Below are 11,798 nucleotides of genomic sequence, written 5' to 3'. Positions count from 1 at the left end.
AGGTCACACCCGTTCCCATTCCGAACACGGAAGTTAAGCTCTTCAGCGCCGATGGTAGTTGGGGCATTGCCCCTGTGAGAGTAGGACGTCGCCAAGCAATGGTCCTTGTGATCATTATTAGAAAAACATTTTTTATTGAAATATTCTATTGAGCATGCTATATTAATTATCCACTAACTAAAGTGTATATCATATTCGATTAAATGGAAGAAAGTTCACGTTGAACGTATTGTGTAGACGTGTTATATTAATCTTCTAAATATAAAATGACTTCTATTGGAGGATTAGCTCAGCTGGGAGAGCACCTGCCTTACAAGCAGGGGGTCGGCGGTTCGATCCCGTCATCCTCCACCATATTTTATTTGAGCCATTAGCTCAGTCGGTAGAGCATCTGACTTTTAATCAGAGGGTCGAAGGTTCGAGTCCTTCATGGCTCACCATTTGGTGCGCGGATGTGGCGGAATTGGCAGACGCACTAGACTTAGGATCTAGCGCCTTACGGCGTGGGGGTTCGACTCCCTTCATCCGCACCATAAAAATTTTAAAATAAGATCATAATTACTAAATTTTGCGGAAGTAGTTCAGTGGTAGAACACCACCTTGCCAAGGTGGGGGTCGCGGGTTCGAATCCCGTCTTCCGCTCCAAATAATGTATTGCCGGGGTGGCGGAACTGGCAGACGCACAGGACTTAAAATCCTGCGGTAGGTGACTACCGTACCGGTTCGATTCCGGTCCTCGGCACCAAAGTTTTTTGCGATAGCAAAATAACTTTCTTAGCGCCCGTAGCTCAATTGGATAGAGCGTTTGACTACGGATCAAAAGGTTAGGGGTTCGACTCCTCTCGGGCGCGCCATGTTTAAACGGGAAGTGGCTCAGCTTGGTAGAGCACCTGGTTTGGGACCAGGGGGTCGCAGGTTCAAATCCTGTCTTCCCGACCATATTCTTTACAATGATGGGGCCTTAGCTCAGCTGGGAGAGCGCCTGCCTTGCACGCAGGAGGTCAGCGGTTCGATCCCGCTAGGCTCCACCAAAGTTTTTTTGCGAAAGCAATATAACTTTTCCCATAATACTTTTTAATATGGCGGTGTAGCTCAGCTGGCTAGAGCGTACGGTTCATACCCGTGAGGTCGTGGGTTCGACTCCCTCCGCCGCTATATACCAAAAAAAAGTATAATGGACCTTTAGCTCAGCTGGTTAGAGCAGACGGCTCATAACCGTCCGGTCGTAGGTTCGAGTCCTACAAGGTCCACCATTGTAAATTACGGAGGAATACCCAAGTCCGGCTGAAGGGATCGGTCTTGAAAACCGACAGGGGTGTCAAAACCCGCGGGGGTTCGAATCCCTCTTCCTCCGCCATATTTTTACTTTGATTAGTGGAAATAAGGTATGTATAACAAAAAGAAGTATTGATATTATCGCGGGGTGGAGCAGTCTGGTAGCTCGTCGGGCTCATAACCCGAAGGTCGTAGGTTCAAATCCTGCCCCCGCAACCAAATGGTCCCGTGGTGTAGCGGTTAACATGCCTGCCTGTCACGCAGGAGATCGCGGGTTCGATTCCCGTCGGGACCGCCATTATCTATTGAAAATTCATAGATGGCTCGGTAGCTCAGTCGGTAGAGCACGCTCGAATAATCTTCATGAATATTCTTCAGCGTACCAATCGAGAGGCTACTTGAATTATCCCTCTGAGATTGGGACGAAGCTTTGCCCCAATGCAAAAGGTTAACTTTAACAATCTACATTCAATAGATGGCTCGGTAGCTCAGTCGGTAGAGCAAAGGACTGAAAATCCTTGTGTCGGCGGTTCGATTCCGTCCCGAGCCACCTTTATATTATGTTATATGTTTGCCGGCTTAGCTCAGTTGGTAGAGCACGCCGAATAATCTTCAAAGCGAAAGCTTCAGCGTACCAATCGAGAGGCTACTTGATTAGTCTTCCTGAGATTGGGACGACAGTACCAGCAAATATATCCAGTTAGTAAAGATTTCTAATATGCCGGCTTAGCTCAGTTGGTAGAGCAACTGACTTGTAATCAGTAGGTCGTGGGTTCAAATCCTATAGCCGGCACCAGAAATAATCAAAAAAATAATTTGCAAAAGTGGAGGGGTAGCGAAGTGGCTAAACGCGGCGGACTGTAAATCCGCTCCCTCCGGGTTCGGCGGTTCGAATCCGTCCCCCTCCACCATCACTATTTCTAGGCAGAATAACTTTCCTTTAGGGGTATAGTTTAAAGGTAGAACAGAGGTCTCCAAAACCTCCGGTGTGGGTTCAATTCCTACTACCCCTGCCATGTATGACAATTATGGCGATCGTGGCGAAGTGGTTAACGCATCGGATTGTGGTTCCGACATTCGAGGGTTCGATTCCCTTCGGTCGCCCCATATTTTTTCATCATACGTGATTGGGCTATAGCCAAGCGGTAAGGCAACGGACTTTGACTCCGTCATGCGTTGGTTCGAATCCAGCTAGCCCAGCCAATTGCGGGTGTAGTTTAATGGTAAAACCTCAGCCTTCCAAGCTGATGTCGTGAGTTCGATTCTCATCACCCGCTCCATTAAAATTATAATTAAAAGTTAAGGCTTGGGCCTATAGCTCAGTTGGTTAGAGCGCACGCCTGATAAGCGTGAGGTCGATGGTTCGAGTCCATTTAGGCCCACCATAATATATTTACTAAAAAGTGATCTTTATTCCACCATAGCTCAGCGGTAGAGCATTCGGCTGTTAACCGAAGGGTCGTAGGTTCGAATCCTACTGGTGGAGCCATATTTTGGGGAAGTACTCAAGTGGCTGAAGAGGCGCCCCTGCTAAGGGTGTAGGTCGTTCACGCGGCGCGAGGGTTCAAATCCCTCCTTCTCCGCCAGTCTCATATATTATGGCCCATTGGTCAAGCGGTTAAGACACCGCCCTTTCACGGCGGTAACACGGGTTCGAATCCCGTATGGGTCATCACCTAAGCATTGCATTTTGCAATGCTTTTTTATTTGTCTTTTTTTCTATTAGTCTCTCTCCAGGTTTAGACTCTACTTCCTCTATTAAACTCGTTCTTTACGTCTCTATTAAACACTTTCTACACATCTTTCTTTACTTTCCTTTCAGTCTATTGCATTTTGCCTTTCTACAAAATCTCCTCTTTTTCTTTTTATTCTTATTTTTTTCGCTATTCCATGAAAAGTTTGTCATACGAAACTTATATACAGATATACCCATTTGCAAGGATAATATCAGTTGTAACTTAAATACATACCCAACTTTGCCATTCTTATGTAGGGTTCATTTTGGTTCAATGTAACTATTAGATTTGTGACATCTAAGCAACTCTCTAGGCATATTTAATATAATTACAAATATTTTCGGTGAGAGGAGATTTACGTATATGGTTGATCGCAATTGTGTGGCTATGTTACTGGCAGGAGGAAAAGGGAGTAGATTGAATTCCCTAACAGAAAGCTTAGCCAAACCGGCAGTTCCCTTTGGGGGGAAATATAGAATTATCGATTTTTCACTAAGTAATTGTACGAACTCAGGGATTGATACTGTGGGAGTATTAACTCAATATCAGCCTCTTGTTCTAAACTCTTATATTGGGATTGGGAGCACTTGGGATTTGGATAGAAGACATGGAGGAGTTACTGTTTTACCTCCATATACTGAGTCTGACAGCATGAGATGGTATACAGGTACGGCAAGTGCCATCTATCAAAATATGAATTATATCAATCAGTATAATCCTGATTATGTATTAATTTTGTCCGGCGATCACATTTATAAAATGGACTATGCTGAAATGCTTGACTATCATATAGAAAAAGGTGCAGATGTTACCATTTCTGTAAAGGAAGTGGATTGGGAGGAGGCAAGTCGATTCGGTATCATGAATACGGATGAAGACATGAATATTATAGAATTTGATGAGAAGCCCTCAATGCCAAAAAGTAACTTAGCCTCGATGGGAATTTATATTTTCTCCTATCCAATTTTACAAAGGTTTTTAGAATTAGATGAATCGAATCCCCAATCAAGCCATGATTTCGGTAAAGATGTAATTCCCCTATTACTCAAAAACCAAAAGAAATTGTTAGCTTACCCATTTAAGGGTTACTGGAAGGATGTAGGAACAGTTAAGAGTCTTTGGGAAGCCAATATGGATTTATTAGAGAATGATTCAGAGCTAAATTTATATGATCATTCCTGGCGAATATATTCAGTAAATCCTAATCAACCACCACAGTATATCTCACCAGAAGCGAATATTGACCAATCGCTGATTAATGAAGGGTGTGTCATTGAGGGAGATGTAAATCATTCCGTACTATTCCAAGGGGTACATATTGGAAAAGGTTCCTCTGTCAAAGACTCTGTCATTATGCCAGATGCTTGGATTGGAGAAAATGTCCATATTGAACGAGCTATTGTTCCATCTGGAATGAGAGTTGAAAGTGATACCTCTATTGGTGGAGGAGATTCTGCCGAAGATATAATTCTTGTGTCAGAAGAAATGGTCTCAGCTTGTAAGGTCAGTAAACAATAAGGGGGACAGAATATGAAAGATACAATGATGGGTTTAATAGATGCTTCAACAGTCAGCGAGTCTCTTCAGTCATTAACTGGTAAACGATCAGTATCTGCCATTCCATTTGGTGGAAGATACCGCTTAATAGATTTTGCTTTATCCAATATGGTTAATTCAGGTATCCGTAGCGTGGCAATATTCCCTAAACATCAATATCGATCTTTGATGGATCATATTGGGTCTGGAAAGCACTGGGATTTGAATCGTAAGAAAGATGGTTTATTCTTTTTCCCCCCAACGGAACATGAAAATGAGTGTCAGATGGGTTTTGGGTCTTTCCCACATATGGAGGCTAATATCGATTATTTCTTAAGAAGTAGTCAGGAATATGTTGTTATTGCTAACTGCCAAGTGGTCGCCAATCTTGATTATCGTGACGTCCTTAGACGCCATAAAGAGACCCAGGCCGATATTACTTGTGTAAGAAAGAATGGTAAATCCTTGAACATGTATTTACTAAAGAAGAGCTTCTTACTTGAACTATTTTGTAAATATAAAAAATCAGGGTATACGTATCTATCCGATGTTATTCTAGACAACCGTGGTGTGTATCATATTCAGAGCTATGAATATACCGGATATGTTGCCTTTATTCAATCCATTGAAGCCTATTATTTTCATAGTTTAGAGCTGTTAAGACCAGAGATTTGGAAAGAATTATTTACGAATAAGCGACCAATCTATACGAAAGTAAAGGATGAACCGCCAACAAGATATGTGGACGGTGGGACAGTTAAAAACTCGTTTATTGCCAATGGGTGTACGATTAATGGGCATGTAGAAAATAGTATTGTATTTAGAGGGGTTACGATTGGGAAAGGAACGGTTGTTAAGAATAGTATTGTTATGCAGAAAAGTCAAATCTATGAAAACTGTCTATTAGAGACAGTGATTTGTGATAAAGATGTAAAAGTGGGGCCTAACTTACAACTAATAGGCAACCCTCATGCACCACTTGTGCTAGAAAAGGGTGTAGTCCAGGGAGAGTTGATGAATTCATGAATGTATTATTTGCCGTGTCAGAATGCTTACCTTTCTCTAAAACAGGAGGATTAGCAGATGTTGCTGGTTCTCTTCCTAGGGAGCTAATAGACTTAGGGACAAATGTTTCTGTTATTATGCCCTTATACGACTCCATTTCAACAGAATATAAGAGTCGAATGGAATACATAGACAGTTTTGATGTTGAGGTTGGTTGGCGTAAGCAATATGCAGGCATTAAATGGCTAGAAGAAGATGGTGTGACTTATTATTTTATTGATAATGAATACTATTTTAAACGCGATGCCTTGTACGGATTTTTCGATGATGGCGAGCGTTTTTCATTCTTTAGTAAGGCTGCTCTGGAGGCAATACCATACTTATTTCAATCTCCTAACATCTTACATTGTCATGATTGGCACACAGGTATTATACCTTTCTTACTACATGAATATTATCAAGAGTTACCAGCCTATTGGAATATAAAAACCGTCTTTACGATTCATAACCTTCATTTTCAAGGGCTTTTTCCAAAGGAAACATTACATGAACTTTTAAATATAAATAGCAAATATTTTACAAAGGACTATCTAGAGTTTCATGATCTAGTTAGTTTTATGAAAGCTGGAATTGTTAGTTCAAATTATGTAACAACTGTAAGTCCCACTTACTGTGAAGAAATCAAAACAGAGTATTTCGGTGAAGGACTGGATGGCTTATTGCGGAAAAAAGGTGATCAACTAATAGGAATTTTAAATGGGATTGATGATCGCTTTTATAATCCTGCTAACGATCCTTATATTCCAGCCCCTTATCAGTTTGAAACCATTCGAGACAAAGCAATAAATAAAACTGCTCTTCAACGCTATTTTAAACTGCCAGAGGAACCACATGTTCCGATTGTCGCATTGATTAGCCGTTTAACAAAACAAAAGGGATTAGAATTAGTTACACATATGTTTCATGAGCTCATGGAGGAAAATGTTCAATTTATTATTCTAGGTACAGGAGATGAAACTTTTGAACATTTTTTTAAGGAGATGACATACACATATCCAGACCAAGTAAGGTCTTTTATAGGTTTCGATGAAAAACTTGCCCACTTGGTTTACTCTGGTGCTGATTTGTTTTTAATGCCATCTAAATTTGAACCTTGTGGCTTAGGTCAAATGATTGCTATGAAATATGGTACAGTTCCCATCGTCAGAGAAACAGGGGGATTAAATGATACTGTACATTCTTATAACGAAATTACCCAGCTAGGAAATGGCTTTAGTTTTACGCATTTTAATGCTCATGACATGCTATTTACAATTAAGAGAGCTATTTCGTTTTATCATGACAAACAGCATTGGTCCAATATTCTAAAACAAGCAATGAGTCAGGACTTTAGCTGGAGTCAATCTGCGTTTATATACAATCAGCTTTATTCTAAATTATGCAAACCTGTTAGGAGTGAACAGCATGTTCTCAAGCAAGGAACAGTTTAAGCAGGCATATTTACAAAAGCTAGAAATGATGTATGGTAAACGTTTTGAAGATACAACGGTTAGTGAACAATATCACGCTTTAGGTCAACTAGTGAGAGAGACCATTAGTACAAATTGGATTGAAACGAATGAGAAATATCGTACTAATAAGGAAAAACAGGTATATTACTTATCAATAGAATTTTTGTTAGGGAGACTTCTGGGGAACAATCTCTTAAATTTAGGTGTAAGGGATTTGTGTGAGGAAGGACTTCGTGAGTTAGGGATTGAGTTAAGTGCTCTCGAAGAATGTGAAATTGATGCAGGACTCGGTAATGGGGGATTGGGGAGGCTTGCAGCATGTTTTCTAGATTCGTTAGCCACGCTTAATCTTCCCGGACACGGCTTTGGGATTCGTTATAAGCACGGATTGTTTGATCAGAAGATCGTTGATGGATATCAGGTAGAACTACCAGAACAATGGCTAAGACATGGAAACGTATGGGAAGTCAAAAGAGCTGATAAAGCAGTCCCGGTTAATTTTTGGGGCAAGGTTGAATCTTATATGGAAAACAATCGACTTAGATTTCGGCATGTTCAGGCAGAGACGATCTCAGCAGTCCCTTATGATATGCCAGTTATTGGTTATAAAACTTCGACTGTTAATATGCTTAGACTTTGGAGCGCAGAGCCTGCCCCATACCCCATTCATCGGGACGTATTAAAGTATAAGCGTGATACTGAAGCAGTTTCTGAGTTTCTTTATCCTGATGATACAAACGATGAAGGAAAAATCCTACGCCTTAAGCAACAGTACTTCTTAGTTGCGGCTAGCTTAAATAGTATTATTCAATCTTATCGTAAACAGCATCATTCCTTATTAGATCTTCATCATTATATCGCGATCCATATAAATGATACGCATCCTGTTTTAGCGATACCAGAGATGATGAGAATTCTAATAGATGAAGAGGGCCTAGGATGGGATGAAGCGTGGAACATCACGACGAAGACTATCTCCTACACAAACCATACAACGTTGTCTGAGGCGCTAGAGAAATGGCCCGTTCATATCTTTAAACCCTTACTACCAAGAATTTATATGATCGTGGAGGAGATTAACGAGAGGTTTTGTCAGGAGCTTTGGGATTTGTATCCGGATGACTGGGAACGTATTGAAAGAATGGCCATTATATCTCACCAGCTTGTAAAAATGGCACACTTAGCAATCGTAGGTACCCATTCCACTAATGGAGTGGCTAAGATTCATTCTGAGATATTAAAGCATCGTGAAATGAAGGATTTTTACGAGATCTATCCACAGCGCTTTAACAATAAGACAAATGGTATCACACATCGTCGCTGGCTTATTAAAGCAAATCCAGAGTTAACTCAACTTATAACAGATGCAATTGGAGATCAATGGGTTCAAACGCCAAGTACGCTTACTGAACTCGAGGGATATGCAAAAGACGAATCTTTTAGAAAAGATCTTCAGGAAGTAAAGCAGTTTAGAAAAAAAATCCTAGCCAAAAGAATTAAGGATCAAACAGGTATTGTGGTGGATGAGCAATCCATTTTTGATGTACAGGTTAAAAGGCTCCACGCTTATAAAAGACAGCTTCTTAATGTATTTCATATCATGTATTTATATAATCGCTTAAAGGAAGATTCTAGTTACCAGATACATCCTAGAACTTTTATCTTTGGAGCAAAGGCATCACCAGGTTATTATTATGCTAAAAAGGTCATAAAACTCCTAAATTCAGTAGCAGATAAAGTTAATCATGATCCAAAAGTTAATCCATATTTGAAAGTGGTGTTTTTAGAGAATTATCGCGTATCATTAGCAGAGGAGATTATTCCTGCTACAGATGTGAGTGAACAGATATCGACTGCTAGTAAAGAAGCATCCGGTACAGGGAATATGAAGTTTATGATGAATGGTGCTCTAACAATGGGTACCTTGGACGGAGCTAATATTGAAATTCGTGATGAAGTTGGTGCAGAGAATATCTTTACATTTGGGCTAACTCCTGAAGAAGTGTTAAATTATTATCAAAATGGTGGATATCGATCATTAGATTATTATCATCATAATAAACATATTCAAACGATTTTGGAGCAATTAATCAATGGATTTTTTCCTAACACCGGCTCAGACTTTGAGATGATTTATGATTCTCTTCTGATGCAAAATGATGAATTTTTTGTGCTAAAAGATTTCTCATCTTATTGTGCAGCCCAAGCAAAGTTGAGTGGAGTTTATGAAAACAAGGATGCTTGGTTTGAAAAAAGTGTCATCAATATTGCAAAGTCCGGTTATTTTTCCAGTGACCGAACTATTCAGGAATATGCAGACAATATTTGGCACTTGAACAAGGTTAAGGTATATTAATAGCATCATCCAGTAACATCGGGATTTGTCAATGGTAATGGCACTTTTTTCATTGACGTAAAAATTTACCTATGATATAGTTTAGATACTATCGAGCAAGGATGAAAAGTAAGAAAGTAAGAAGATCATACCTTCATGAATGTGTTGTGTTTGGTAAGGATTTGCTTTCAAACACATATATTCTTGAAGGTTTTTTCTGTTTGTTTCTTTTCTATCTTCTCGGGAGATATTTTTGGTGTCATTAGGCACCGTTTCTAGGAGGCAAAATTATGCAAAACGGTAAAGTAAAATGGTTTAACAGTGAAAAAGGTTTCGGATTCATCGAAGTTGACGGTGGAGATGACGTATTCGTACATTTCTCAGCAATCCAAGGTGAAGGTTTCAAAACTTTAGAAGAAGGCCAAGAAGTTAGCTTCGAAATCGTTGAAGGTAACCGCGGACCTCAAGCTGCTAACGTAAACAAACTATAATCCAACATATAAAAGCAGTCCTTAAAAGGACTGCTTTTTTTTCATTGCTACTTAACGGTAATAATCCTGACCTTCCTCTGTATAAGGTTCTTTTTCACCTGCTGGAAGATCTCCAAATATCGTCATAGTTCCAGCTTCATCTAATAAATCTTCATATGATTTATGTTGATGGTTTGGATACACAGTGATATTTTTACCCTCTATATCGGTTCCGATAAAATTCTCATAATCCTCTACATATCCAACTGGATCTTCTGATTCAACGTAGGCATCATTGTAGTGCTCTACTTCCATGTCAATATCAGATGGTGTCTCAGAGGTACCATAGCGAGCGACCTCTTGCCAGGAATCTTCTGCATCAAACGCAGTACCTTCTGATTCATCATATTCAAATCGACCAAAGGCTGGCATAAGAATATCTTCCTCGACTGGACGCTCATGAGATTCTAGTTGCTCTGGTGAATGTTCTTTACAATAGAGGGCTGTTGGTAATGCTTCTAAACGCTCTACGGGTATTTCCTTACCACATTCCTTACAAACGCCATAAGATCCTTCTTCTATTGCTTGTAGTGCATGCGTGATATCTTTTAATTCCTTCTCTGTATGCTCGTTTAAGGCAATATCCTTTTCACGCTCAAATAGTTCGGTAGCATCATCAGCAGGGTGGTTATCATAGCTAGATAATTCCCCCATTGATTCATGAATCGCACCGCGTTCAAGGTCGTAATGACCAACTTTTTCAAAGCGATTCTCTATTGCCTGCTTATCTGAAAGTAAATGTTGTTTAAACTTATCAATTTGGAGAGCAGATATCATGAGTTTCCCTCCTTTTCTCATAGTGTTTAGGGTGTTTAATTAGAAATCAGAAGAAGTCGAAACTACTTCAACATTAGTATGCACCATGTTAAAGAAAACATAGATGTAATAAAAAAACAGCCTACATGAGTAGACTGTTACAAAATGTACGCTAGTATTAATCCAATTGATACTAATAATCCAAATATTGTATTTGTTTGAGCAGTAGCTTTCATTGCAGGCATCATCTGAATAGGAATGGTTTTCCCAATAAATCCTTTTGTTGCTTGAACTGGCTTAGGGATGCTTAATAATACAAGCAAGAGCCAAGGAGAAGCAATATTTAAAAGAATCAGGACAATCACCCATAAATAGGAAACAATAAACATTCCTGCAAGTACTTTAATCGCATTTTTACGACCCACAATAATCGCTAATGTTCTGCGTCCATTTTCTTGATCGCCATCTAAATCTCTAATGTTATTCGCCAAGAGTATAGCACCAACTAAGATGGAAATGGGCATTGATATTAATACGCTCTCTAGTGTAATGGTGCCAGCTTGGACAAAATAAGATAACAGAATGATGATATTACCCATGAATAATCCAGCAACAGCTTCCCCAAATGGTGTATATGCAATCGGCACTGGACCACCTGTGTAGAAATAACCTGCGGCCATGCATATCGTTCCAATTACAGCTAACCACCAGCTACTTTGGATACAGATATAAATTCCAATTAAGGCAGCAACTCCAAATAGGATGAAGGCTAACCTTAGGACTGTTTGTGGTTTAACGCCTTCTCGGACAATCGCACCACCAATTCCAACTGAACCTTCGTGATCTAAACCACGTTTAAAGTCGTAATACTCATTTATCATATTTGTAGCTGCCTGAATAATTAGGCAAGCAAGCAACATCATAATAAACATAGGTACGTTAATAGATGTGTATGGCAAAGCTAATGCTGTTCCTATAAAAACAGGTACAAACGCAGCTGTAAGTGTATGCGGTCTAGTTAAAGTCCACCATACTCGCCAATTATGTCTCTTTGGGTGGTAATTTGCATTTTGATTTACTTCAGTTTGCATAGCTGCTTCACCTCTTTCTAAGC

7 protein-coding genes, 24 tRNA genes and 1 rRNA gene are annotated in these 11,798 nt (G+C 39.8%); 30 read left to right on the top strand and 2 right to left on the bottom strand.

Annotated features, from left to right (window positions below):
• The 30 genes from rrf to cspD all read left to right on the top strand — a co-directional run.
• A 5S ribosomal RNA gene (rrf, locus tag G4D63_RS09945) occupies nucleotides 1-97 on the top strand; the annotation flags it as partial.
• Nucleotides 98-278: 181 nt separating this feature from the next.
• A tRNA-Val gene (locus G4D63_RS09940) sits at nucleotides 279-354 on the top strand.
• Between the two features lie 10 nt (nucleotides 355-364).
• A tRNA-Lys gene (locus G4D63_RS09935) sits at nucleotides 365-440 on the top strand.
• A gap of 8 nt (nucleotides 441-448) precedes the next feature.
• A tRNA-Leu gene (locus tag G4D63_RS09930) sits at nucleotides 449-533 on the top strand.
• Between the two features lie 37 nt (nucleotides 534-570).
• A tRNA-Gly gene (locus G4D63_RS09925) sits at nucleotides 571-645 on the top strand.
• A gap of 11 nt (nucleotides 646-656) precedes the next feature.
• Nucleotides 657-745, top strand: a tRNA-Leu gene (locus G4D63_RS09920).
• A gap of 32 nt (nucleotides 746-777) precedes the next feature.
• Nucleotides 778-854 (top strand) — tRNA-Arg (locus tag G4D63_RS09915).
• Between the two features lie 8 nt (nucleotides 855-862).
• Nucleotides 863-939, top strand: a tRNA-Pro gene (locus tag G4D63_RS09910).
• A gap of 16 nt (nucleotides 940-955) precedes the next feature.
• Nucleotides 956-1,031 (top strand) — tRNA-Ala (locus G4D63_RS09905).
• 50 nt (nucleotides 1,032-1,081) lie between these two features.
• A tRNA-Met gene (locus G4D63_RS09900) sits at nucleotides 1,082-1,155 on the top strand.
• 21 nt (nucleotides 1,156-1,176) lie between these two features.
• A tRNA-Ile gene (locus G4D63_RS09895) sits at nucleotides 1,177-1,253 on the top strand.
• 11 nt (nucleotides 1,254-1,264) lie between these two features.
• Nucleotides 1,265-1,357, top strand: a tRNA-Ser gene (locus G4D63_RS09890).
• Nucleotides 1,358-1,417: 60 nt separating this feature from the next.
• Nucleotides 1,418-1,494, top strand: a tRNA-Met gene (locus G4D63_RS09885).
• 3 nt (nucleotides 1,495-1,497) lie between these two features.
• Nucleotides 1,498-1,573 (top strand) — tRNA-Asp (locus G4D63_RS09880).
• Nucleotides 1,574-1,752: 179 nt separating this feature from the next.
• Nucleotides 1,753-1,825 (top strand) — tRNA-Phe (locus G4D63_RS09875).
• A 170-nt stretch (nucleotides 1,826-1,995) separates the two neighbouring features.
• A tRNA-Thr gene (locus G4D63_RS09870) sits at nucleotides 1,996-2,071 on the top strand.
• Nucleotides 2,072-2,101: 30 nt separating this feature from the next.
• A tRNA-Tyr gene (locus G4D63_RS09865) sits at nucleotides 2,102-2,186 on the top strand.
• A gap of 31 nt (nucleotides 2,187-2,217) precedes the next feature.
• Nucleotides 2,218-2,291: transfer RNA gene (locus G4D63_RS09860), tRNA-Trp, on the top strand.
• Nucleotides 2,292-2,306: 15 nt separating this feature from the next.
• A tRNA-His gene (locus G4D63_RS09855) sits at nucleotides 2,307-2,382 on the top strand.
• A gap of 21 nt (nucleotides 2,383-2,403) precedes the next feature.
• Nucleotides 2,404-2,478 (top strand) — tRNA-Gln (locus G4D63_RS09850).
• Nucleotides 2,479-2,481: 3 nt separating this feature from the next.
• Nucleotides 2,482-2,555 (top strand) — tRNA-Gly (locus G4D63_RS09845).
• Nucleotides 2,556-2,583: 28 nt separating this feature from the next.
• Nucleotides 2,584-2,660, top strand: a tRNA-Ile gene (locus G4D63_RS09840).
• Between the two features lie 29 nt (nucleotides 2,661-2,689).
• Nucleotides 2,690-2,764 (top strand) — tRNA-Asn (locus G4D63_RS09835).
• A gap of 6 nt (nucleotides 2,765-2,770) precedes the next feature.
• Nucleotides 2,771-2,861 (top strand) — tRNA-Ser (locus G4D63_RS09830).
• A 14-nt stretch (nucleotides 2,862-2,875) separates the two neighbouring features.
• Nucleotides 2,876-2,947: transfer RNA gene (locus tag G4D63_RS09825), tRNA-Glu, on the top strand.
• Nucleotides 2,948-3,374: 427 nt separating this feature from the next.
• Nucleotides 3,375-4,529 (top strand): glucose-1-phosphate adenylyltransferase, encoded by a 1,155-nt coding sequence (locus G4D63_RS09820; RefSeq protein WP_163179438.1) that lies wholly within the window; start codon nucleotides 3,375-3,377, stop codon nucleotides 4,527-4,529.
• Nucleotides 4,530-4,541: 12 nt separating this feature from the next.
• A complete protein-coding gene (locus G4D63_RS09815) occupies nucleotides 4,542-5,573 on the top strand; it encodes a GlgC family sugar phosphate nucleotidyltransferase (RefSeq protein WP_163179437.1) in 1,032 nt (343 codons plus the stop codon).
• A complete protein-coding gene (gene glgA / locus G4D63_RS09810) occupies nucleotides 5,570-7,042 on the top strand; it encodes a glycogen synthase GlgA (protein WP_163179436.1) in 1,473 nt (490 codons plus the stop codon). Before G4D63_RS09815 ends, glgA begins: the two co-directional genes overlap by 4 nt.
• The gene (locus G4D63_RS09805; protein ID WP_163179435.1) at nucleotides 7,017-9,419 is read left to right on the top strand and encodes a glycogen/starch/alpha-glucan phosphorylase; all 2,403 of its coding nucleotides are present in this window, start codon (nucleotides 7,017-7,019) and stop codon (nucleotides 9,417-9,419) included. Before glgA ends, G4D63_RS09805 begins: the two co-directional genes overlap by 26 nt.
• A gap of 269 nt (nucleotides 9,420-9,688) precedes the next feature.
• Nucleotides 9,689-9,889, top strand: coding sequence for a cold-shock protein CspD (gene cspD, locus G4D63_RS09800; RefSeq protein ID WP_163179434.1), 201 nt, complete (start codon nucleotides 9,689-9,691; stop codon nucleotides 9,887-9,889).
• Nucleotides 9,890-9,940: 51 nt separating this feature from the next.
• On the opposite strand, the gene G4D63_RS09795 is transcribed toward cspD, so the two are convergent.
• Nucleotides 9,941-10,705: a yteA family sporulation protein gene (locus G4D63_RS09795; RefSeq protein WP_163179433.1), complete on the bottom strand. Its 765-nt coding sequence runs from the start codon at nucleotides 10,703-10,705 to the stop codon at nucleotides 9,941-9,943.
• A gap of 137 nt (nucleotides 10,706-10,842) precedes the next feature.
• Nucleotides 10,843-11,775, bottom strand: coding sequence for a 1,4-dihydroxy-2-naphthoate polyprenyltransferase (locus G4D63_RS09790; RefSeq protein ID WP_163179432.1), 933 nt, complete (start codon nucleotides 11,773-11,775; stop codon nucleotides 10,843-10,845).
• Between the last annotated feature and the right edge of the window lie 23 nt (nucleotides 11,776-11,798).

Origin of the sequence: Bacillus mesophilus, assembly GCF_011008845.1 — a bacterium.
Classification (GTDB): Bacteria; Bacillota; Bacilli; order Bacillales; family SA4; genus Bacillus_BS; species Bacillus_BS mesophilus.
Note: the sequence above shows the minus strand (reverse complement) of the source record. Positions and strands in the feature narration are given on the sequence as shown.

Excerpts from the sequence above, each read along its gene's own strand:
- cspD (WP_163179434.1), top strand. The coding sequence starts at position 9,689 with ATGCAAAACGGTAAAGTAAAATGGTTTAACAGTGAAAAAGGTTTCGGA.
- glgA (WP_163179436.1), top strand. The coding sequence starts at position 5,570 with ATGAATGTATTATTTGCCGTGTCAGAATGCTTACCTTTCTCTAAAACA.
- G4D63_RS09805 (WP_163179435.1), top strand. The coding sequence starts at position 7,017 with ATGTTCTCAAGCAAGGAACAGTTTAAGCAGGCATATTTACAAAAGCTA.
- G4D63_RS09820 (WP_163179438.1), top strand. The coding sequence starts at position 3,375 with ATGGTTGATCGCAATTGTGTGGCTATGTTACTGGCAGGAGGAAAAGGG.
- G4D63_RS09790 (WP_163179432.1), bottom strand. The coding sequence starts at position 11,775 with ATGCAAACTGAAGTAAATCAAAATGCAAATTACCACCCAAAGAGACAT.
- G4D63_RS09815 (WP_163179437.1), top strand. The coding sequence starts at position 4,542 with ATGAAAGATACAATGATGGGTTTAATAGATGCTTCAACAGTCAGCGAG.
- G4D63_RS09795 (WP_163179433.1), bottom strand. The coding sequence starts at position 10,705 with ATGATATCTGCTCTCCAAATTGATAAGTTTAAACAACATTTACTTTCA.